The sequence below is a fragment of the Micromonospora sp. CA-263727 genome (assembly GCF_050942455.1).
Lineage (GTDB): Bacteria > Actinomycetota > Actinomycetes > Mycobacteriales > Micromonosporaceae > Micromonospora.
Genome location: NZ_CP192031.1, coordinates 6,461,375 through 6,483,321 on the forward strand (window position 1 = coordinate 6,461,375; position 21,947 = coordinate 6,483,321).

The following is a 21,947-nucleotide window of genomic DNA, read 5'->3' on the forward strand; positions in this document are numbered from 1 at the left end:
ACCAGCCGGTCAGCCGGCGCAGCCGGTGGTGGCGGAGAGCAGCATCTCGTCGGGGTAGAGGTCGACCAGCACCGCCACGCGGTCGCGCCGGTAGGCGTACAGCTCGGGGGTTTCGACCACCGGTGTGCCGCCGGCCAGCGACGCGAGCGCGGCCTGCGGTGAGGCCGACGCCGGGCCGGCGGTGGACCGGACGGTACGCGCCACGCCGCCGCCGGGGCAGGGGGCGGTCACCAGCGCCTCGGGCTCCGCCGCCGGGACACCGAGGGCCCGCAGCGCCTCGGTCAGCGCACCGACCTCGGCGCCCGTGGCGCCCAGCGCGGCAGCGGCGTAACCGTTGCCGACCCGACGGCAGCCGGTGTCGACGGTCAACCGGAGCCGGCCGTCGGCGACCTGCCGCCCCTGCACGGCGACGAACTCGCCCGCGTCGGCGCGCAACCGGGGACCGTCGGGGGTGACCCGGACGCCGGCCCGCCACGCCGGGGGCAGCCGGTCGGCGATCCGTTCCAGCACGGAGCGCTCCTCGCCCCCGGGCACGGCCAGCTCGACCTGGCGCCTCAGCGTCGCGCCCTCGGCGAACGGGGCCACCCGGCAGCCCCGGTCGACCTCGGGTGGCAGCAGGGCGGGCACCGCGCCGGTGGCCGCCGCGACCAGCTCGCCAATCGCGCCGTCGACCACCGGGGCGGCCTGGGTCAGGCTGCGCTGCTCGCGGACGGTCGGCGGGTCGTTGCGGGTCGAAACCCAGGTGAGACCGGCGAGCAGCACCGCCCAGGCCACGGTCAGCGCCACCAACCAGCGCGGCCACCGGTCGCCGGACTCCGGTGGTGGGGGACCTGCGGGTGGGGCGTACCCCGTCTGGACTGCACCGCTCACCGGGCCATGGTGTCACGCGCGGTACACGCCGGTGCCGCCACCGCCCGGCGTCAGCCCTGACCGTCGGCGCGCTGCGGCGGGCCGGGGCCGTCGCGGTGCCCCTCGACGGTCTCCGGCGGCGTGGCCAGCCGGTAGCCCACGCCACGGACGGTCTGCACCTGCGGCCCGTCGGGCAGCACCCGCAGCTTGCGCCGCAGGCGCTTGACCGCCGAGTGCAGGATCGCGGTGTCGCCGAGGTAGGCGCCGCCCCAGACGGAGGCGAAGAGCCGCTCGTAGCTCCACAGCCCGATCGGCGGGCTGACCAACCGGGCCAGCAGTTCCCGCTCGGTACGGGTCAGCCCGAGCGGTGCGCCCCGCCAGGTGACCAGGTGCCCGGCCCGGTCGACGACAAGGTCACCCCAGTTGGCCGCCCGGTCCGCCGGGCGACCCGCCGGCCCCTCGCCCGCATCGCCGCCCGGGATGGCGGCCTCCACCGCCGGGGCCGGAAACATCGCGCGCAGTTGGGCGAGATCGGCGCAGACAACCACGGGCCCCACATCGTCCAGCCGCTGCACCACCCGTTGCCGGACGGCGACGTCGGAGCTGACGCAGACCAGAATCGGGATCTCTCCACCGGACACACTTCCTCCCCGCCGGTGCCACGCTGACCTGCGACTTCCCAGCAATCGACAACGACGGCCACCGATAGCACCCGGTTCAGCCTATCGGTCAGGATCGCGCCTCGTCACTGACCGAGTACTGACTGACGCCATCCATTGATCACCGCCTGTCCCGGCCAGAGCATGACTCTCAGCGGGCGGGCGACGGCCACCCACATCGCCCGACCGCTCCGCGACGTCGCAGCCCGGCGCGCGGGTGTCCGGGCCCCGAACGGATCGGGACCGACGACGTGGGGAGGAACATTGTTCACACGACCATCCGCTCGATCGCCACGTTGGCGGGCGGTGGCGGTGCTGACCGCCGCCGTGCTGGGCTTCACCGCCCAACCCGCGGTCGCCGCGCCGGCCCCACCGCCGACCTCGGAGCGGGCCACCGTCGACCAGGAAGTGCTCGACCGGCTCAGCGCCACGCCGACCACGACGTTCCTGGTCTACCTGCGGGAGACCGCGCCGCTCGCCCAGGCCGCCAAGCTGCGCGACCCGGACGGCCGCGCCCGTGAGGTGCACAAACTGCTCACCAGCACGGCCGACCGCACCCAGCGCGACCTGCGGACGCTGCTCGACGATCGGAAGGTGCCGCACACGGCGTACTGGATCGCCAACGCGGTGCGGGTGGAGGGCGATCACGCCCTGCTGGACCAGATCGCCCAGCGGCCCGAGGTGGCCCGGATCGCGCCGAGTCGCAGCTATCCCCTGGTCCGGCCGACCGCCAGCGATGCTGCGCGGGCCCGTACCGCCGCCGTCGAGTGGGGGCTGAGCAACATCGGCGCACCCCAGGTGTGGGACGAGTTCGGCGACCGCGGCGAGGGCATCGTGGTGGCCAACATCGACAGCGGCGTGCGGTACGACCACCCCGCCCTGGTCGGCTCCTACCGCGGCAACCTCGGCGGCGGTTTCGACCACGCGTACAACTGGTTCGACCCGGCCGGCATCTGTGCCGGCACCGCGCCCTGCGACAACAACGACCACGGCACCCACACGATGGGCACGATGGTCGGCGACGACGGCGCCGGCAACCAGATCGGCGTCGCTCCGGGCGCCAGGTGGATCGCCGCCAAGGGCTGCGAGTCGAACAGCTGCTCCGACGCGTCCCTGCTCGCCTCCGGCCAGTGGGTACTCGCCCCGACCGACGCCAACGGCCAGAACCCCCGGCCGGACCTGCGCCCCGACATCGTCAACAACTCCTGGGGCGGCGACGGGGGCGACCCCTGGTACCAGCAGACCATCAGCGCCTGGCGGGCCGCCGGCATGTTCCCGGTCTTCTCCGCCGGCAACGACGGCCCGGCCTGCGGCAGCGCCGGCTCGCCCGGCGACAACGCGAACGCGTACGCGGTCGGGGCGTACGACGTGAACAACAACATCGCCAGCTTCTCCGGCCGCGGCTCCGGCACCGACCTGATCAAGCCGAACATCGCCGCGCCCGGCAGCAGCGTCCGCTCCAGCGTCCGCAACGGCGGGTACGCCTCGTTCAGCGGCACCTCGATGGCCGCCCCGCACGTCGCCGGCACGGTGGCGCTGGTCTGGGCGGCGGCGCCGAGCCTGCGCGGGGACGTGGCCGCCACCGAGGAGCTGTTGGACCGTACCGCCCGTGATGTCGACGCCACCACCTGCGGCGGCACCCCGGCCGACAACAACGTGTTCGGCGAGGGACGGCTCGACGCGTACGCGGCGGTGCGGGACGCGCCCCGGGGTCCGGTCGGCCGGATCACCGGCCTGGTCACCGACGCGGGCAACGGCGACCCGGTCGCCGGCGCGACGGTGACCGACGGCACCCGCAGCGCGACCACCGCCGCCGACGGGCGGTACGCGCTGAGCGTGCCGGCCGGCGAGAGCACCCTCACGGTCAGCGCCTACGGCTACGTCGGCCAGTCGGCGACCGTCACCGTGGCCGAGGGCGGCGCGGTCACCAGGAACTTCGCCCTGGTGGCGAACCCGACGGTCACCGTCAGCGGAAAGGTCACCGACGGCTCGGGCCACGGCTGGCCGCTGTACGCGAAGATCGAGGTGGCCGGGCGGCCCGGCACACCGGTCTTCACCGACCCGGTCACCGGCCGCTACTCCTTCACCGTGCCGGGTAACGCCTCCTACCGGCTCACCGTCACCGCCCAGTACCCGGGCTACCGCACCGTCACCCGGGACGTGCCGGTGGCCGGCGCCGCCGCCACGGTCAACGTGGCGGTACCCGTCGACGCCGCCTGCACCGCCGCCGGCTACAGCGGCCGGTTCGGCACGCCACTGCTCACCCAGAGCTTCGACGGCACCAGCGCGCCCTCGGGCTGGACGGTGACCAACCGCACCGCCTCCGGCGGCTGGGCCTTCACCGACCTCCGCTCGCGCGGCAACCTCACCGGCGGCACCGGCGGGTTTGCCATCATCGACAGCGACGCCCTCGGCTCCGGCAACACCCAGGACACCGACCTGGTCACCCCGCCGCTCGACCTGACCGGGGCCGCCGCCCCGGTGTTGCGGTTCCGCAGTGACTGGCGGGCCGTCGGGATCACCGACACCGCCGACATCGACGTCTCCACCGACGCCGGCGCCAACTGGACCAACGTCTGGCACCAGACGTCCAGCCGGCGCGGCCCACGGGTCGAGGAGGTGCCGCTGACCCCGGCGGGGAACGCCTCGGTCGCGCTGGTCCGCTTCCGCTTCAAGGGCACCTTCGCCTGGTGGTGGCAGGTGGACGACGTGGAGGTGGTCAACCGCGACTGCTCGCCGGTGCCCGGTGGACTGGTGGTCGGCACCACCACCGACCGCAACACCGGTGCCCCGGTCAACGGGGTGACGGTGGTCAGCGACGACCGGCCGGAGGACCGGGCCGTCTCGGCGGCCACCCCGGAGGACCCCAACCAGCCGGACGGCTTCTACTGGCTCTTCTCCGGCCTGACCGGCAGCCACCCGTTCACCGCCAGCCGGACGCCCTACCAGCCGGCCACGAAGAACGTCGCGGTCGCCGCCGACGGGGTGAAACGGGCCGACTTCGCCCTCGGCGCCGGCCGGTTGACCGTCAGCCCGACCACCATCGAGTCGCACCAGCCGTACGGCAGCACCCGCACCACCCGGCTGACCGTGACCAACACCGGCAGCGCGCCGGCCGCCGTGGAACTGCTCGAACGCTCCGGCCAGTTCCAGCTGCTCAACCAGGGTGGCGCAGCGCTGCGCGAGCAGAAGATGAAGGGCATCAGCAAGGAGTGGACCGGAACCGCGTACGGCGGGGCGGCGCCGGAGGGCAGCACGCCCGCGGCCGACGAGGCGTGGAGCGAGATCGCCAGACTGCCGGCCTCGATCTACGACAACGCCGCGGCCTGGCTGGACGGGAAGATCTACTCGGTCGGTGGTGGCGGTAGCACCGGCAACGAGCGCAAGGCCTGGGCGTACGACCCGGGGGCCAACGCCTGGACGGCCCTGCCCGACCTGCCGACGGTCCGCTCCAAGCCGGCCGCGGCGGCGATCGACGGCAAGCTCTACGTGATCGGCGGTTGGGGCACGGCCAGCGGCACCAACGCCACGGTCGACGTCTTCGACCCGGCGGCCGGGACGTGGAGCACCCTGGCCGGGGTGACCAACCCGGCACCGGTCGCGGCGGCCGGCGCGGCCGTGGTCGGCGGCAAGGTGTACCTGGTGGGCGGCTGCGCCGACGCCGCCTGCACCGACACCGACCGGCTGGTGGTGTTCGATCCGAAGACGGGCACCTTCGGCACCGGCGCGGCCTACCCGCACCGGGTGGCGTGGCTGGCCTGCGGCGGCATCGGGGCCGGGGTCTACTGCGCCGGTGGCACCGGCAGCACCGAGTACACCGACGCCTACCGCTACGACCCGGCGAGTGACAGCTGGAGTCCACTGCCGGCGATGCCGCTGGAGCTGTGGGGCTCCCAGTACGCGGCGGCCGGCGGGCTGCTCGTGCTGGCCGGCGGCGTGACCGCGGGCTCGACGGCGGTCACCAACCGCACGATCGGCTTCGATCCGGCCACCGGAGCCTGGCGTGACCTGCCCAACGCCCGGTTCAACCGCTACCGGGGCGCCGCCGCCTGCGGCGCGTACAAGATCGGGGGCTCGCCCAGTTCCTTTGTGGGCAGCGCGGACAGCGAGCGGCTCGGTGGTCTGGAACTCTGCGCGGCCGAGGCGGACCTGCCCTGGCTGAGCGGATCCCCGACCACCTTCACCCTCGCTCCGGGCGCCTCGCGGACGGTGACCGTCACGCTCACCGCCACGGCGGAGGCCGGCGTCGCCCAACCCGGCCGGTTCAGCGGCGAACTTGCCGTGGCCTCGGACACCCCGTACCCGGTCACTCCGGTGTCGGTGGAGATGAACGTGTCGCCACCGGCCAGTTGGGGCAAGATCCAGGGCACCGTGACCGGCACGACCTGCGGCGGCGTCACCGTGGGCATACCGGCGACCGTCCGGGTGAACCTGATCTCGGCCGGCACCGGCACCACCCTGACGGCCGAACCCAACGGCCGGTACGCGTGGTGGCTGCCGAGGGGCCGCTACGAGGTGATCGTGGCCAAGGACGGCTGGGTGCCGCAGGTCAAGCGCCACCAGATCGAGGCGGGCATCGTCGGCACCCTCGACTTCGCCCTCGACCCGGCATCGAACTGCACCAGAGCCACCGGCATCTGACAACCGCACACAGAGCGGTGGCCGCCGCCCCTTCCCGGGCCGGCGGCCACCGCCTCTTGCCGCCGCGCATCTGCTCGCCGGTGCGCTCACCCGCTCGCCCGGATTCCTGCCCGAGTTGGCGCTCGGTGAGACAACGATCTCCGTAAAGGGTGCGCCGGACGTACATCGTCAGCCTTCTGCGACCGGTTGACGAGCTACGGCCGGCGCTGCCTGCTGCGCCCCAACCGGGACCGGCCACCGCCCATGATCGCGCTCGATCCGGGATCGAGTGGCGTCAGAGCGGCCTGGTGACCACTCGATCCCGGATCGAGCACGTACTCGGCGAGGCAGGGTGAGGCGGGGCGAGGGCGAGGCGGACGCCGCACCGACGACTCGTGGCCCGTGTCCCCCACGGAAACTGGGGGTACGGGCCACGAATCGATCAGAGCGTGGGTCAGTCGACGACCGTCACGGTCGCCTCGTTGATGCCCCGGCCGGCGGTCACGGCAGCGTCCCCGTTGCCGTAACGGGAGAGCGCCCGCAGGGTCCAGCTGCCCGGCGCGGCGAAGAACCGGAACTGGCCGGCGGGCGAGGTCACCACCTCGGCGGTGAACTCACCGGTCGAGTCGAGCAGGCGGACGTACGCGCCGGGCACCGCCTCACCCTCGGCGGAGCGGACGACGCCGGTGATGACGGTTTCCTTCTCCAGGTCGAGGCTGGCGGGCAGCGGAGCGGACTGGTCCGGTGCCGCGCAACCGGCGGTGGTGGGTGCGGTCATCTCAGGCCTCCCCCGGCTCATCGCCGAGCGCCACCGGCACGCCGACCAGCGAGCCGTACTCGGTCCAGGATCCGTCGTAGTTCTTCACGTTGCTGTGGCCGAGCAGCTCCTGGAGCACGAACCAGGTGTGCGAGGAGCGCTCGCCGATCCGGCAGTACGCGATGGTCTCCTTGCCGTCGTCCAGCCCGGCCTCGGCGTAGATCCTGCGCAGGTCGTCGTCGGACTTGAAGGTGCCGTCCTCGTTGGCCGCCTTGGACCACGGCACGCTGATCGCGGTCGGGATGTGGCCTCCGCGCTGCGCCTGCTCCTGCGGCAGGTGGGCGGGGGCGAGCAGGCGGCCGGCGTACTCGTCGGGGCTGCGCACGTCGACCAGGTTCTTGGTGCCGATCGCGGCGACGACCTCGTCGCGGAAGGCCCGGATGCTGGCGTCCGGCTCGCTGGCGACATACTGCGTGGCCGGGCGGGTCACCGCGTCGGCGACCAGCGGGCGGGCGTCCAGTTCCCACTTCTTGCGGCCACCGTCGAGCAGCTTGACGTCGCCGTGGCCGTAGAGCTTGAAGTACCAGTACGCGTACGCGGCGAACCAGTTGTTGTTGCCGCCGTAGAGGATGACGGTGTCGTCGTTGCTGATGCCCCGCTCGGAGAGCAGCGCCTCGAACTGGGTCTTGTTGACGAAGTCCCGGCGGACCGGATCCTGGAGGTCGTTCTTCCAGTCGAGCTTGATCGCACCGGCGATGTGGCCGGTGTCGTAGGCCGAGGTGTCCTCGTCGACCTCGACGAAGACGACGCCCGCGGCGTCGAGGTTCTTCTCGGCCCAGTCGGCCGAGACGAGTGCGGTGTCGCGACTCATCAGATCACTCCCTGGTGAGGATGGATGGTGAGCCAGCGCGCGGAGGTCGATGGGTGTGGATGTGTCGCACCACGCGCGGGACCCATAGCTAGGAACGGATCACGGGTTCGTGCGACGGCGCCGCTGCCGGGCGTCCGGTGGGGTGCACCGGGATTAGGTACGCGTACCCCGAGTGCCGATGGCCGCTAGGCGGCCCGTTGCAGCCCCGCCGTCAGATGACGGAGCGACACAGGCAGGTGGCCACGCGGCACAGGTCGACCGCGCGCCGTTTGGTGAGGAGCGTCCCCATGGTCAGCGAGCGTACCAGCCATCCCAGCTAGCGCCACCGGGCCGACCAGCATCCGGGACACCCGGGCCGGGGTCAGCCGGCCGAGTTGATCGGTACGTCCCGGGCGTCGGCGGTCACCGTCAGGCCCCCGGGCTGCGGCCGGACCTCGCGGACGGTGAGCTGGAAGGGCAGCTCCGGCAGGGGCACCTCGACCGAGATGCTGCGCGCGAAATTGTTCACCAGGGTGCGGGCCAGTGGCGCGTTGGGCAGCCCTTCGGCGTCCAGGTTGTCGAAGCGCAGCGAGATCTGCCCCTGATCCCCGATGACGATGTCGGCGGTGCCGGTGACCGTGAGCCGTTGGCCGAGGATGTCCACCGGCGCGCTGACGGCGAGCTTCCCGTCGCGCTCGCCGAGGGTCAGGCCCTCCCGGTTGAGCAGCGCCGCCAGGCTCTGGTAGCTGATGGTGCCGGTGCCGTTGACCGTCTCGGCCACGACCTCACCCCGGCCCGAGCGGAGCGTGTCCAGCGAGGCCCGCACGTTGCGGGCGTCCACGTCCAGGCTGGGCAGTGCCACCGCGTCCCCCTGCACCGAGCCCTGAACATCACGCAGCCTGATCGAGATGCGCTCGTACCGGCCATCGAGCACCTGGGTGAGGAACGGGAAACCACCCACCTCGACCTCCGGCGGCGAGGACTGCGCGCCCTGCTCGGCCACCTGCTTGCGGACCTCGTCGGCGATGGTGCGCTCGGCCACGGTGGCCGCCACCCGGTCGGCGATGGCGAGCAGCCCGGCGAGGACCAGCAGCAGAACGGCGAACCCGATCAGGACCTTGCGTCCCCGTCGCCTCGGTCGCTCTTCGTGGGTGTACTCGTGGCTCACGCCGTCTCCTGTCCTGTCGTACGTCGTTGCCGTCCGGGGCGCACCGGTGTTACCCGGAGTCCGGATTCCTCAATCGCCGCCCCCGGACCAGCCGGTCACCGCAGCGGCCGGTCACAGCAACAGCCGGCACATCAGGTACGCGGCCGGCGCCGCCATCGCGAAGGCGCCGAGTGGACCCTGCACGTGCCGGGCCGCCCACACCGAGGGCAGCTCGCCGGCCATCATCCGGCTCGCCTCGGCGTACCCCACGGCCAGATCGGCCAGGACGGCCACGACCGCCGCGACCAGGCCGATGATCGCGGCCCTGGTGGGCGTGAAGGGGGTGACCAGATAGCTGCCGAGCAGCGCGCCGACCAGGGTGCCGACCATCGCTCCACCGACCACGCCGGCGGCTCCCCGGGGCACCTGCGGGGCGAGCCGCGGCCAGGCGGCGGCGGCGTCGGCAAACCGGGCGACGGTGAGCGCGACCGCGCTCGCGGTGAGGCAGACGGCGATCGCCTGGGTGCCGGCGGGGATCCGGGTGAGCACGACGAGCGTGGCCAGGGCGACCACGCCGAACACGATGGTGGCGGTGGTGCGCAGCGAGTCGGTCACCCGGACCCGGTCCACCCGGCGGACCAGCTGACCGAGCACCGCGACGACCACCCCGCCGATCGCGATATAGACCAGCGGGCCGAGGCGGGCCTCGGCGGAGCGCACGGCCACGGCGTCGGCTGCCACCGCGGTCACCACGCCGGCTCCGAGCACGACCGCGAGCGCTGGCGGGCGGGTCACCATCGTCCAGGCCAGCACGAACATGACCTGTACGCCGAAGACCACGATGGTGAACGGCACCCGGTGCCCAGGCCCGGAGGTCTGCGCCGCGAGGACCAGGCCGAGGCCGAGCAGCGCGGCGAAGCCGCCGATGGCGAGCGAGAGCTTCCGGCGCACCTCGACGGGCGGCTCATCCTCCTCGTCGTCGTCGGCGTCCGGCCCGTCATCGGCGCGCCGGGGAGAGCCGCCGCGGCGCAGGCGTCGGGGGCCGCTGGAGCGTCGCCCCTCGTCGGCCTCGGCCGTCGGGCCGGTACGCGGCGCCGAACCGCTGGCCGGGGGCGCGCCGTCGGCCCACGGCTCGCGGTCGGTCTCGGGCGAGTTGGAGGGAAACACCCACCGATCGTGCCAGACCAATCGGCCACGGCGGGGGTCACGGTTTCGGCGACGTTAAAACCTGAGCCGCGATCAGGGGCAGAAGGGATATACAGGAAAGCTCGCCCAGGCGCGGCCCGGGCAATCAGTTACGCTCAAGCCGAAACCCGCCCGTCAGCGACGCCGGGACCCACGGAGATTCCCAGCGCCACATTCGAAAGTGTGCCGCTGGTCGCGTGCGGCCGTACGAGGCCGCCGGGACGGAGGTGATCGTGGAGATCCTCTTGTTGGTGACCGCACGGGCCGGCGAACCATCCGCGGTGTTGCCCGCACTGGACCTGCTGCCGCATTCGGTGCGTACCGCACCGCGCGACGTTCGCACGCTGGTCGCCGGCCCGAGCCCAGACGCCGTCATGGTCGACGCCCGCTCCGAACTGAGCGAGGCCCGGGCCACCTGCCGGATGCTGCACGCCACCGGGCTCGGCGTACCGCTGGTGGCGGTGGTCACCGAGGCCGGTCTGATCGCGCTGAACGCCGACTGGGGCGTCGACGATGTGATCCTCGCCTCCGCCGGCCCGGCCGAGGTGGAAGCCCGGCTGCGGCTCGCGGTCGGCCGGCTGAGCAACGCGACGGCCGGTGCCGGCGGCTCGATCCGGGCCGGCGAGTTGATGATCGACCCGGACACCTACGCCGCGAAGCTCAAGGGCCGCCCGCTCGACCTGACCTACAAGGAGTTCGAGCTGCTGAAGTTCCTCGCCCAGCACCCAGGCCGGGTGTTCACCCGCGACCAGTTGCTGCGCGAGGTCTGGGGGTACGACTACTTCGGCGGCACCCGCACGGTCGATGTGCACGTGCGACGACTGCGGGCCAAGCTCGGCTCGGAGTACGAGTCGATGATCGGCACCGTCCGCCAGGTGGGCTACAAGTTCGTCGTACCGCCGTCGCGGACGGCCCTGGCCGAGGCCGCCGAGCACGCTCCGCTGCCGGTGCGGTCCCTCACCGTCGAGGGGTAACCTGACCGATATGCCCCTTTTGGGCGACTCGCGAGTCTTATGGTGACTTGCGGGTTGGCCAGGAGGGGGCAGCGGTGGGCGGTAACCACGGGGGACCAGGACGGACGCTCGGGATCATCACGCTGGTGGTGTCGGCGGTGCTCGGCGCGACGTTCCTGATCGGCCGTAACCTGGTGCCCGATCCGCCACGGCACGGCTCCAACGTCACCGCGACCGGCGCCGACCACCCGGAGTACGCCGACCAGTCCGCACCCTCCACAGAGGAGTCCGGGGCCGACGCAAGCCCGACGCCCCGCCCGGCCGAGCCGACCCCACCCGACGCGCCGGGCGACGATCCGGACGTCGGGCCGATGGGCACCCGGGTGAGCACCGGCGGCGCCGAGGTCGCGCTCACCTTCGACGACGGCCCCAACCCGGACTACACCCCCCAGATCCTCGCGATCCTGCGGGAGTTCCACGTCACGGCGACGTTCTGCGTGGTCGGCCAGAACGCCGAGGCGTACCCGTGGCTCGTCCAGCAGATCGTCGCCGAGGGGCACACGCTCTGCAACCACAGCTGGGATCATGACGTGACCCTGGGCTCACGGTCGCCGCAACGGATCCAGTCGGACCTGCTGCGGACCAACGCGGCGATCCGGGCGGCGGCGCCGGAGGCGCCCATCGCGTGGTACCGGCAACCCGGCGGCGCCTGGACCTACCCGGTGATCAATGTCGCCCGGGAACTCGGCATGACGCCCCTGCACTGGACGCTGGACACCTCCGACTGGCAGCTGCCCGGGGCGACCAACATCACCGCGTCGGTGCTGGCCGGCGTACGACCCGGGTCGATCGTCCTGATGCACGACGCGGGCGGCAACCGGCAGGGCACGGTGAACGCGGTGTACCGCATGTTGCCGAAGCTGACCGGCAGGTTCGACGTCCGGGCGTTGCCGAAGCGGGGGATGTGAGGGGTATCCCGCCCACCTGCCCCGCCGACGGCCCGGTCATCCGGATACCGTGATCGCGTGAGCAGCACCGAGCCGACCAGCGACCAGGTGAGCCGCACCGACCGGCTCGGCCCGGCGGAGATCACCGAAGTGCTGGCGCTGGCCCGGGTCGCCGGCGACACGGACGGCGCGGATCCGCTGGACGAGCACGTCCTGCTCCGCCTCCGCGACGAGCGGGCCCCCGCCGTCCACCTGCTCGCCCGTGCCGACGACGGGACTCTCACCGGGTACGCCCACCTGGACACCACCGACCCGGGCCTCGGCGTCGGGGTGGAGCTGGTGGTGCACCCGGCCTACCGGCGCAGGGGCACCGGCCGGACGCTGGCCCGAGGGGTACTGGCAGCCGCCACCGGGCCGCTGCGGGCCTGGGCACACGGCGACCACCCCTCGGCCGCGGCGATCGCCGTTGACCTCGGCTTCCTCCGCGCCCGCGTGCTCTGGCAGCTGCGCCGGCCGCTCGCCGCACCGTTGCCCGATCCGCGACTGCCCGACGGGGTCACCCTGCGTGCCTTCCGGCCCGGAGCCGACGACGCGGCGTGGCTGGCGCTGAACGCGCGGGCCTTCGCCGACCATCCCGAGCAGGGCCGGTGGACCACCGACGACCTGCGGGTACGCCTCACCGAGCCGTGGTTCGATCCGGCCGGCTTCCTGCTCGCCGTCGAGTCGGCGACCGGCCGGCTGCTCGGCTTCCACTGGACCAAGGTGCACGAGCGGCCCGGCTCGGCCCGGATCGGCGAGGTGTACGTGCTCGGGGTGGAGCCCTCCGCGCACGGCGGTGGCCTCGGCCGGGCGTTGACCTCGGCAGGGCTGGCGTACCTGCGCGACCGGCGCGGGCTGGACCGGGTGATGCTCTACGTGGACGAGTCGAACACCGCCGCGGTGGCGCTCTACGAGCGGCTCGGTTTCGCCCGCTGGTCCGCCCACGTCAACTACCAGCTCGGCTGAGTCCCGCGCGCGGCCGGTCAGCCCGCGGCCGGTGCCGCCCGCCGGGCTCAGGGCCGGCGCGGCCGGTCAGGTGGGGTCGGTCGGTGCAGGTGGAACCGGGGCTCGCCGTCCACCGGCAGCTCCAGGTGGGGCGTGATCGGGGTGGCCGCGTCCCGGGTCGCCGCCGTCCGAGCCACCGCCGCGAGATCGTCGCAGGCGGCGATCTCGCCGAGGGTGACCAGGGTCGGCGGCAGCATGGTCAGCTCGCCCGCCGCGGCGCGGTCGCAGGCGTCGGCGGGCCGGACCCAGAGGGTGTGGTCGGCCTCGCCGGAGACGTCACGGGTCCGCTGCCCCTCCGGCAGCAGCGCCACGAAGAAGTACGTGTCGAACCGGCGCGGCTCGAACTCCGGGGTCACCCACCGGCTCCAGGGCAGCAGCAGGTCCGACCGGAGGGTGAGCCCACGTCGGGCGAGCAGCTCGACGAAGCCGGTACGCCGCTGCTCCAGGTCGATCCGGGCGGACTCCCAGCCGTCGTCGCTGACGTCGCCGACGACCCGATTCCCGTCCGGGCCGGCGAGCAGCACCCCGGCCTCCTCGAACACCTCGCGGGCCGCGGCGCACACCACCGCCTGCGCGGCGGCCGGTGGCACTCCGAGCCGTACGCCCCAGCCCGCTGGATCCGGCCCCGCCCAGTCGAGGTGGGCGGTGGAGTCCGAGGGATCGACCCCGCCGCCGGGAAAGGCGTACATGCCGCCGAAGGCCATCGCCGCGACCCGGCGGATCAGGTAGACCTCGAAGCCCTCGCCGGCCGGGCGGAGCAGCAGCACGGTGGCCGCCACCCGGGGCACCGCCGGTACGCCACCGGAGGCCCGAAACCGGCGGGCGTGCTCCACCAGCGCGGGTGGCGCCGGGAAGCCACGGTCGATCGTCATGCGCCGAGCGTAGGCCATCCGTGGCCGGGTTCCCGCCCCGTGGATCACCAGTACAGGCCGCCGGTGATCTTCGGTAGCGTCACGCGCATGACTCGATGGGGCATCCTGGCCACCGGCAACATCGCCGCCCGCTTCGCCGAGGACCTCCGGCTGGTGCCGGGGGCCGAACTGGTCGCGGTCGGCTCGCGTACCGCCGAGACCGCGCAGCGCTTCGCAGAGCGGCACGGCGCGTCCCGGGCGTACGCCTCCTGGGCCGACCTGGCCGCGGACACCGACGTGGAGGTCATCTACGTCGCCACCCCGCACGCCGCCCATCACCAGGCGGCGCTGACCTGCCTCACCGCCGGCAAGCCGGTGCTGCTGGAGAAGCCGTTCACCCTCGACCTGGCGACCAGCACCGAGGTGATCGAGACCGCCCGCGCCGCCGACGTCTTTTTGATGGAGGCGATGTGGATGCGGTGCAACCCGCTCGTGCGGCGGGTCTGCGAGCTGATCGCCGACGGCGCGATCGGCACGGTGACCAGCGTCCGGGCCGACTTCGGCGTCGCCGGGCCGTTCCCGCCCGAACACCGGATGCGGGCCCGCGCGCTGGGCGGCGGCGCGCTGCTCGACCTCGGCGTGTACCCGGTGAGCCTGGCCCACCTGGTGCTCGGCGTGCCGCAGCACGTCCGGTCCTGGGCAAAGCTCGGCCCGGAGGGCACGGACGAGAACACCGGCCTGGTCTTCGGGTACGACTCGGGGGCGGTCGCCACACTGAGCTGCGGCATGGTGGGGGCGACCGGGCTCACCGCCGCGATCACCGGCACGGCCGGTCGGATCGAGCTACCGGAGCCGTTCTTCCGGCCGGGCGGGTTCACCCTGCACTGCTCCGGCGCGGAGCCGGAGACGGTCACCGCGGAGCTGGCCGGCTCGGGCTACCAGTACGAGGCCGTCGAGGTACAGCGCTGCCTGGCCGAGGGGCTGACCGAGAGCCCCCTGGTGCCGCACTCGGTAACCCTGGAGGTCATGGCCCTGCTCGACGACATCCGCGCCCAGATCGGCGTCTCCTACATCTGACAGCCGGCCGAAGTGTTAGGAGGGGCCCCCTATACAACGCCAGGCGTTAACAGGGGGCCCCTCCTTTCAGCTCAGCTGAAGAGGGGGCGGGCGAGGAAGTACATCAGGGCGCCGATCGAGCCGGCGGCCGGGAAGGTCAGGATCCAGGCGCCCACGATGTTGCCGGCCACACCCCAACGCACGGCGGAGAGCCGCTTGGTGGCGCCGACCCCCATGATCGCCGAGGTGATCGTGTGGGTGGTCGAGATCGGGGCGCCGAGCACCAGCGCGTTGAAGTAGAGCACGCCGCTGGCCACGGTCTCGGCCGCGAAGCCCTCCGGCGGGCGCAGGTCGATGATCTTCCGACCCAGGGTCCGGATGATCCGCCAGCCACCGGCGTACGTGCCGGCCGCCAGCACGGCCGCCGAGGTCCAGAACGCCCACTCGGGGATGTAGGTGGCGTCCTCCTGGTAGCCACCGACGAAGAGGGCGAGCACCACGATGCCGATGGTCTTGGCCGCGTCCTGCATGCCGTGGCCGACGGACATGGCGGCGGCCGAGACGGTCTGGGCCCAGCGGAAGCCGCGGTTCAGCTTGCCCGGCTGCCCCTTCCGGAAGATCCACTGGACGGCGATCATCACGATGTAGCCGAGGACGAAGCCGACCATCGGCGACAGGATCATCGGAATGATCACGTTCTCGCCGATGCCCGTCCAGAGCACGGTGCCGGAGGCCGCGACGGTCGAGCCGACCAGGCCGCCGATCAGGGCGTGCGAGGAGGACGAGGGCAGACCGAAGTACCAGGTGATGAGGTTCCAGGTGATCGCGCCGATCACGCCGGCGAAGACGATGCCGAGGCTGGACACACCGGCGGGCAGCTTCACCAGGCCGCTACCGACGGTCTTGGCGACCTCGGCGCCGAAGTGGGCGCCGATGAAGTTGCCGACCGCCGCCATGGCCAGGGCGACCCGGGGTGTCAGGGCCCGGGTGGAGATGCTGGTCGCGATCGCGTTTGCGGCGTCGTGGAAGCCGTTGGTGTAGTCGAACACCAGGGCTACCCCGATCACCGCCAACACGGCGATGAGCTCGGGACTCACAGGATCAGGACTCCTTGACCGCGATGGTCTCGACGGTGTTGGCCACGTGCTCGAAGGCGTCGCAGGCAGCCTCCAGCTCGTCGGCGACCTCCTTCATCTTGAGCACGGTCAACGCGTCGTACTCGCCGGAGAAGAGGCGGACCAGCAGCATCCGGTACGCCTGGTCGCCGTCGTTCTCCAGCCGGTTGCACTCGATCCAGTAGTCCTCAAGATCCTTCATCGACTTCAGCCGGGGCATCGCGTCGGCGGTCAGCTTCGCCTGCTGGTCGAGGACGTGCACCAGCTCGTGCATCTCCCGGGGCAGCGACGGCAGCTTGGTCAGCCCGTAGAGGTAGAGCAGGTTGCCCACCGCCTCCAGGTGGTCCATCACGTCGTCCAGCTGCGAGCCCAGGCGGTAGATGTCCTCCCGGTCGAAGGGGGTGACGAAGGTCGAGTTGATCTTCTTGAACAGGTCGTGGGTGATCTGGTCGCTGTCGTGCTCGACCTCGGTGAGCCGCTCGCTCACCGACTGCACCTCGACGTCGGGCAGGGCGAGCTCGTTGAGCAGCTCGGTACCCCGGACCAGGTTCTGCGCGGCCCTGGTGAAGAGCTCGTAGAAAGCGCCCTCGTTCGGGCGAAATGAAAACCTCACAGCACGGACCTCGTCGTGTCGGTGGAAGGGGTGGCAGCCGCCGCTCCGGCGCCCTGCTGAGGGAATGCTAGGGAACCCTCCGACGGACGATTCGCCGGCCCACCCCTGGCCAGGTGCCATTCACCGTTCGTTCAACTTCTGTTCACCTTGATCGGACCCGTGGTTCCCAGTAGTCGCTCCCGTTCCCGCTTGATGTCGAAATCGGCTGGCGGATACCCGAGCGCGAGGGTGTCGAACGTCTCACGCAGCAGGTGTGCCACCGCCCAGTCCCGGTACCACTTGCGGTCCGCCGGCACCACGTACCACGGCGCGACGTCCGTGCCGCACCGGCCGAGCAGGTCGGCGTACGCGCTCTGGTAGTCGTCCCAGCGGGTCCGGGCGTCGACATCCGAGGGGTGGTACTTCCAGTGTCGGGTCGGGTCGTCGAGGCGGGCCAGCAGCCGGCGCGCCTGCTCGGCGTTGGAGATGTGCAGGAAGATCTTGATCACGGCCACCCCGGCGGCGGTCAACTCCCGCTCGAAGTCCTCGATCTCGGCGTACCTCGGTCGCCAGACCTCCTCCGCCGCCCCCGCCTGCACCCGGGGCACCAGGATGTCCTCGTAGTGCGAGCGGTTGAAGACGCCCAGGTACCCGGCCGGGGGCAGGACCCGGCGGATCCGCCACAGGAAGTGGTGACGTAGCTCCTCGTCGGTGGGCGGGCCGAAGGCCCGGATGTGCACGCCGAGCGGGTTCATCGCGCCGACCACCCGCTTGATCGTGCCGTCCTTGCCGCCGCAGTCCATCGCCTGGAGCACCAGCAGGACGCTCCGGCCGGCACGGGGGTCGGCCTTCGCGCCGGCAAATAGCATCTCCTGCTGGCGGGCCAGCCCCGCACCCACCAACCTGACCTGCCGCCGGGCCCAACCCTTGCGGTCCGCTCCGGTCACCTGCGGGCCGGGCAGCCCGGGGGTCGAGCGGGGACCGATCGCCCCGAGCTCCACCGGCCCACCGGGCACCGCCCGGAGCAGGTCACGCATCAGGCCGCCGGCCGGCGCCGCCACGTCGAATGCACCGTCGTCCACCATCGGAGCATCATCACCCGCCAACCGGCCGGCCGCCCAACGGCGGCGACACCACCGCAAGCCGGGCGAGGCCGGGCCCCGACCGGACGACCCTTCCGGCACGGGAGCGGAGCGACCTCAGACCACCAGGGCCAGCCACTTGCGGTACGAGGTGGCGAACGGCTCGGTGCCGTCGCCGAGCGCGCCGAGCAGCCACCGGGCCGCCGCCTCGGCCTCCACCACCAGGTCGTCGGGGTAGCCGAAGCGGGCCCGGTGCTCGGCGAACTCGTCCTCGTCGCGCAGTTCGACCAGGCCGGTCTCCCGGCGACGGACCACGTCCAGGTCGAGGTCGATCAGGTGTACGGTGTCCTCGCCCTCCCACCGGGCCGGGCTGGCGATGTCGCAGTAGACCTCGCTGGTCCGCGGCGGCGGGTTGAACATGCCGGTCCACCAGGCGTGGTGCGGCACCAGCAGCACGAACGGGATCTGCTCGACCGAGGGGCGGCCGTGGTAGACCGAGCTGGTGCCGGCCGGCACTCCGAGCCAGACGCCGAGGTCGTCCTCGGCCAGGCGACGGGCCGGGTAGTCGCGGTGCGCGCTGCCGTCGTACTTGCGGTAGATCACACGGACCACATCGCTCGGCATGTGTCGCACCCTAGCCGATTCCGCCCACCGGTCGCCGTCAGGAAACTACCGGACGGCGGGGACGTATTCCGTTCCGTGACGCCGCAACACGGCCGATCGGTACGGCCCGGGTCGGAGCCGACGGGTACCGTGCCACGGTGACCCCGCCCCGCACCGCCACCGGCTCCGGCTCGACCCGCGACAAGGCCCGCCGCCGGGGAGACCGGCCGGGCGGTGCCGAGCTGTTGGCCGCCGCGGTCGGCGCGGTGCCCAGCGGTGCGGCGCGCCCCGGTCAGCAGCAGATGGCCACGGCGATCGAGGAGTGCGTGGCCGCCGGAGACCACCTGCTGGTGCAGGCCGGCACCGGCACCGGCAAGTCCCTGGCCTACCTCGCGCCGGCGCTGACCGTCGACGGGCCGGTGGTGGTCTCCACCGCCACCCTGGCGTTGCAGTCCCAGCTGGTCGAGCACGACCTGCCCCGGCTGGCCGACGCCGTCGAGCCGCTGCTCGGACGACGCCCGAGCTTCGCGGTGCTCAAGGGCCGGCACCACTATCTCTGCCTGGCCCGGCTGGAGAACTCGTCCGAGGACGAGCCGGAGGACACCCTCTTCGACGCCCCGGTCGAGCGGCCCGGCGGCGGCACCCGCTGGCTCGGCGAGGCGGGCCGGCTCGGCAAGCAGGTCCAGCGGCTGCGGGACTGGGCCCAGGAGACCGAGACCGGCGACCGGGACGAGCTTGATCCGGGCGTCGACGACCAGGCGTGGCGGCTGGTCTCCATGCCGGCCCGAGAGTGCGTCGGCGCGGCCCGCTGCCCGTACGGCCCGGAGTGCTTCGCGGAGGCGTCCCGGGCCCGGGCGCGGGAGGCCGACATCGTCGTCACCAACCACAGCCTGCTCGCGGTCGACATGCTCGCCGGGCGGCACATCGTCCCGCCGCACAAGCTGCTCGTCGTCGACGAGGCCCATGAGCTGGCCGACCGGGTCTCCTCGGCGGCGCAGGCGGAGCTGACCCCGGAGCTGATCGACCGCTCCACCCGGCGCGCCCGCCCGCTGCTGCGTCCGGAGACGGCCGAGGCGCTGACCGCGTCCGGTGACGCCCTCGCGGTCGGGCTTGCCGAGGCACCGGTCGGGCGGCTCACCAGCGGCCTGCCGGACCCGCTGCGCGAAGCCTGCACGCTGCTGGACGCCGCCACCCGCGCCGCCCTGGACGCCATCGGCGACATCAAGGCCGACGATCCCGACCCGGTACGCAAGCAGCAGGCCAAGTCCGTCCTCGACGAGCTTTCCACCACCGCCCAGCGGCTGCTGGAGGAGGCGGAGCACGACGTGACCTGGGTGGAGCGCAACGACGGCTCCGGCCGGCGGGCGCTGGTGGTGGCGCCGCTCTCGGTTGCCGGCACGCTCGCCAGCCACCTCTACGACGAGCGGACCGTGGTGGCCACCTCGGCCACGCTGGCCCTGGGCGGCCGGTTCGACACGGTGGCCCGGGCCCTCGGCCTCGACGCGCCGCCACCCGCCCCGCCGTCGCCGGCCGCCGCCGCGCTCGCCGACGCCACCCGCCGGCCGGCGATCGCCGGCCGCGGTCCCGACGGAGGCGCCCCCCACGGAGGCGGCCAGGTTACGGACTCCGGTGCGGGGTGGCGGTCGCTGGACGTCGGCTCGCCGTTCGACTACGCCCGCCAGGGCATCCTGTACGTCGCCGCGCACCTGCCCCGCCCCGGGGCTTCCGGGTTGCCCGACGCCGCCGGAGAGGAACTGCTCTCGCTGATCACCGCGCTGGGTGGCCGTACGCTCGGGCTCTTCTCCTCCCGGCGGGCCGCGCAGCAGGCCGCGGAGCTGGTCCGGGCGCGGACCGACCTGCCGGTGCTGCTACAGGGCGAGGAGGCGCTGCCGCTGCTGGTCCGCCGGTTCCGCGAGGAGCGGTCGAGCTGCCTGTTCGGGGTGATGTCCCTCTGGCAGGGGGTGGACGTGCCGGGTGACGCCTGCCAGTTGGTCGTGATCGACCGGCTGCCCTTCCCCCGGCCCGACGAGCCACTGGCCGCCGCGCGGGCCGCCGCGGTGGACGCGCAGGGCGGTTCCGGTTTCGCGGCGGTCAGCGTCCCGATCGCGGCGGTGCGGCTGGCCCAGGGAGTGGGCCGGCTGATCCGGGCCACCGCCGACCGGGGCGTGGTGGCGGTGCTCGACTCCCGGCTGGAGACCGCCCGTGGCTACGGCGCGTTCCTGCGCCGCTCGCTGCCGCCGTTCTGGTACACCACCCGCCCCGAGGTGGTCCGGGGCGCCCTCACCCGGCTCGCCGACAGCTGACCTCGCCGCCGGCCGGGCTCTCAGCGGGCCCGGGAGGCGACGACGACCGCGTCGGGCGGAGTCTCCGGGACGCGACGGGCGGCGAGCCGCCGTACCGCCGTGTTGAACACCGCGATCAGCGGCACCGCGACCAGCGCGCCGGTGATCCCGGCCAGCACCACACCGGCGGCCAGACCGATGATCACCGCGAGCGGGTGGATGGCCACCGCGCGGCCCATGATCAACGGCTGGAGGATGTGCCCCTCGACCTGCTGCACGCCGATCACCACGCCGAGGATGATCAAGGCGGTAACCGGGCCGCTGTCGACCAGGGCGACGAGGACCGCCACCCCGCCGGAAAGCGTCGCGCCGACGATCGGGATGAACGCCCCCAGGAAGACCAGGGCGGCCAGCGGGAAGGCGAACGGGATGTCGAAGATGACCAGGAAGATGCCGATGCCGACGGCGTCGATGAAGGCGACCAGCACGGTCGCCCGGACGTAGGCGACCAGGGTGGCCCAGGAGGCCCGGCCGGCGTCGTCGACCCGCCACCGTGCGGCGACCGGCAGCAGCCGGACCAGGAAGCGCCAGATGATGTTGCCGTCGCGCAGGAAGAAGAAGGTCGCGAAGAGCACCAGCACCGTGCCGGTCAGCACCTCGGCCAGGGTCGTGGCGGTGGAGAGCGCACCGCTGGTGAACCGCTCGGTGTTGTTGTTGACCCACTGCTGGGCCTCTTCGAGGTACCGGTTGAGGTCGTTGTCGGAGAGGTGCAGCGGCCCGGTCTGGAGCCAGTCCTGGATCTGTTGCAGACCCTGGGTCGACTTCTCGGCCAGCTCCGGTACGCCCCGGATGAACTCGTTGACCACCAGCGTCAGCGTGCCGATCACCGCAGCCAGGCCGGCGACCAGCACCACGGCGGTCGCCAGTGACCTCGGCAGCCGGCCGCGCAGCAGCCAGCCCACCGCGGGCGCCAGCAGCGCCGACAGCAGCAGCGCCACGGCGAGCGGGATGATCACGATGCTGATGGTGCTGACGACCTTCAGCGTCGCCCAGAACACGATGCCGACGGCGATCAGCCGCCACGACCAGGCGGCGGCGATCCGCAACGCGTGGGGCACGTCCGCGTCGTCGCGGCTGGCGGTGGAGTTGTGCAGGGCGGCGGGCGGCTCGGCACCGACCACGGTGGCGGAGGGTGGTGCCGCCGGCCCGGGAGCGGCCGGCGAGGCCACCCGGGCCGGCTCGGGCACGTCGGGTGGCGTGTTGCGGGCCGCGCGAACCGATTCCCGTCCTGACTCGTACGCGCGACGCAGGCGCCCGCGTATCCGCTCGAATCGGCTCAAGTGCACCTCCTGGCG

At 72.9% G+C, this 21,947-nt stretch carries 19 protein-coding genes; 6 read left to right on the forward strand and 13 right to left on the reverse strand.

The genetic code is table 11. From position 1 onward, the window contains the following. Positions 1–9: 9 nt before the first annotated feature. Together ACQPYA_RS28410 and ACQPYA_RS28415 are read right to left on the reverse strand one after the other, a co-directional pair. The gene (locus ACQPYA_RS28410; protein ID WP_433530080.1) at positions 10–870 is read right to left on the reverse strand and encodes a hypothetical protein; all 861 of its coding nucleotides are present in this window, start codon (positions 868–870) and stop codon (positions 10–12) included. 50 nt (positions 871–920) lie between these two features. Beyond that, entirely contained in the window at positions 921–1,490 is a 570-nt protein-coding gene (locus ACQPYA_RS28415) for a winged helix-turn-helix domain-containing protein (RefSeq protein WP_433530081.1), read from the reverse strand. A 282-nt stretch (positions 1,491–1,772) separates the two neighbouring features. Here ACQPYA_RS28415 and ACQPYA_RS28420 point away from each other — a divergent pair, with 282 nt between their 5' ends. After that, positions 1,773–6,149, forward strand: coding sequence for a S8 family serine peptidase (locus tag ACQPYA_RS28420; RefSeq protein ID WP_433530082.1), 4,377 nt, complete (start codon positions 1,773–1,775; stop codon positions 6,147–6,149). 433 nt (positions 6,150–6,582) lie between these two features. On the opposite strand, the gene ACQPYA_RS28425 is transcribed toward ACQPYA_RS28420, so the two are convergent. The 5 genes from ACQPYA_RS28425 to ACQPYA_RS28445 all read right to left on the reverse strand — a co-directional run bounded on the left by ACQPYA_RS28425 (position 6,583) and on the right by ACQPYA_RS28445 (position 10,049). Next, on the reverse strand, positions 6,583–6,906 hold the full coding sequence (locus tag ACQPYA_RS28425; protein WP_433530083.1) for a DUF1416 domain-containing protein: 324 nt from the start codon (positions 6,904–6,906) through the stop codon (positions 6,583–6,585). A gap of 1 nt (position 6,907) precedes the next feature. Further along, positions 6,908–7,756, reverse strand: coding sequence for a sulfurtransferase (locus ACQPYA_RS28430; RefSeq protein ID WP_433530084.1), 849 nt, complete (start codon positions 7,754–7,756; stop codon positions 6,908–6,910). Between the two features lie 211 nt (positions 7,757–7,967). Continuing rightward, a complete protein-coding gene (locus ACQPYA_RS28435; protein WP_331214547.1) occupies positions 7,968–8,045 on the reverse strand; it encodes an Ms5788A family Cys-rich leader peptide in 78 nt (25 codons plus the stop codon). A gap of 72 nt (positions 8,046–8,117) precedes the next feature. Continuing rightward, on the reverse strand, positions 8,118–8,903 hold the full coding sequence (locus tag ACQPYA_RS28440) for an LmeA family phospholipid-binding protein (RefSeq protein WP_433530085.1): 786 nt from the start codon (positions 8,901–8,903) through the stop codon (positions 8,118–8,120). A gap of 111 nt (positions 8,904–9,014) precedes the next feature. Next, positions 9,015–10,049, reverse strand: a complete 1,035-nt coding sequence (locus ACQPYA_RS28445) for a hypothetical protein (protein WP_433530086.1) — start codon at positions 10,047–10,049, stop codon at positions 9,015–9,017. A gap of 245 nt (positions 10,050–10,294) precedes the next feature. On the opposite strand from ACQPYA_RS28445, the gene ACQPYA_RS28450 reads away from it, so the two are divergent. From ACQPYA_RS28450 to mshD, 3 genes are all read left to right on the forward strand, one after another. Then, on the forward strand, positions 10,295–11,041 hold the full coding sequence (locus ACQPYA_RS28450; RefSeq protein ID WP_433533663.1) for a winged helix-turn-helix transcriptional regulator: 747 nt from the start codon (positions 10,295–10,297) through the stop codon (positions 11,039–11,041). 74 nt (positions 11,042–11,115) lie between these two features. Then, positions 11,116–11,988 (forward strand): polysaccharide deacetylase family protein, encoded by an 873-nt coding sequence (locus ACQPYA_RS28455; RefSeq protein ID WP_433530087.1) that lies wholly within the window; start codon positions 11,116–11,118, stop codon positions 11,986–11,988. Positions 11,989–12,045: 57 nt separating this feature from the next. Then, entirely contained in the window at positions 12,046–12,972 is a 927-nt protein-coding gene (mshD, locus tag ACQPYA_RS28460; protein ID WP_433530088.1) for a mycothiol synthase, read from the forward strand. A 47-nt stretch (positions 12,973–13,019) separates the two neighbouring features. Here the strand turns inward: mshD and ACQPYA_RS28465 are convergent, their stop codons facing one another. Further along, positions 13,020–13,883, reverse strand: a complete 864-nt coding sequence (locus ACQPYA_RS28465; RefSeq protein ID WP_433530089.1) for an NUDIX hydrolase — start codon at positions 13,881–13,883, stop codon at positions 13,020–13,022. Between the two features lie 87 nt (positions 13,884–13,970). On the opposite strand from ACQPYA_RS28465, the gene ACQPYA_RS28470 reads away from it, so the two are divergent. Beyond that, entirely contained in the window at positions 13,971–14,939 is a 969-nt protein-coding gene (locus tag ACQPYA_RS28470; RefSeq protein ID WP_433530090.1) for a Gfo/Idh/MocA family protein, read from the forward strand. 71 nt (positions 14,940–15,010) lie between these two features. Here ACQPYA_RS28470 and ACQPYA_RS28475 read toward each other — a convergent pair whose 3' ends face one another. From ACQPYA_RS28475 to ACQPYA_RS28490, 4 genes are all read right to left on the reverse strand, one after another. Beyond that, entirely contained in the window at positions 15,011–16,015 is a 1,005-nt protein-coding gene (locus tag ACQPYA_RS28475; RefSeq protein WP_433530091.1) for an anion permease, read from the reverse strand. Between the two features lie 4 nt (positions 16,016–16,019). After that, positions 16,020–16,646 carry a DUF47 domain-containing protein gene (locus tag ACQPYA_RS28480; RefSeq protein ID WP_433530092.1) on the reverse strand — a complete coding sequence of 209 codons (627 nt, stop codon included), beginning with the start codon at positions 16,644–16,646 and terminating at the stop codon, positions 16,020–16,022. Positions 16,647–16,777: 131 nt separating this feature from the next. After that, entirely contained in the window at positions 16,778–17,710 is a 933-nt protein-coding gene (locus tag ACQPYA_RS28485) for a PPK2 family polyphosphate kinase (protein WP_433530093.1), read from the reverse strand. A gap of 114 nt (positions 17,711–17,824) precedes the next feature. Continuing rightward, entirely contained in the window at positions 17,825–18,331 is a 507-nt protein-coding gene (locus ACQPYA_RS28490; RefSeq protein WP_433530094.1) for a DUF402 domain-containing protein, read from the reverse strand. 65 nt (positions 18,332–18,396) lie between these two features. Here ACQPYA_RS28490 and ACQPYA_RS28495 point away from each other — a divergent pair, with 65 nt between their 5' ends. Further along, positions 18,397–20,613, forward strand: coding sequence for an ATP-dependent DNA helicase (locus ACQPYA_RS28495; RefSeq protein ID WP_433533664.1), 2,217 nt, complete (start codon positions 18,397–18,399; stop codon positions 20,611–20,613). Between the two features lie 20 nt (positions 20,614–20,633). On the opposite strand, the gene ACQPYA_RS28500 is transcribed toward ACQPYA_RS28495, so the two are convergent. Continuing rightward, complete coding sequence (locus ACQPYA_RS28500; protein WP_433530095.1) at positions 20,634–21,932, reverse strand: AI-2E family transporter; 1,299 nt, start codon at positions 21,930–21,932, stop codon at positions 20,634–20,636. Positions 21,933–21,947 lie beyond the last annotated feature (15 nt).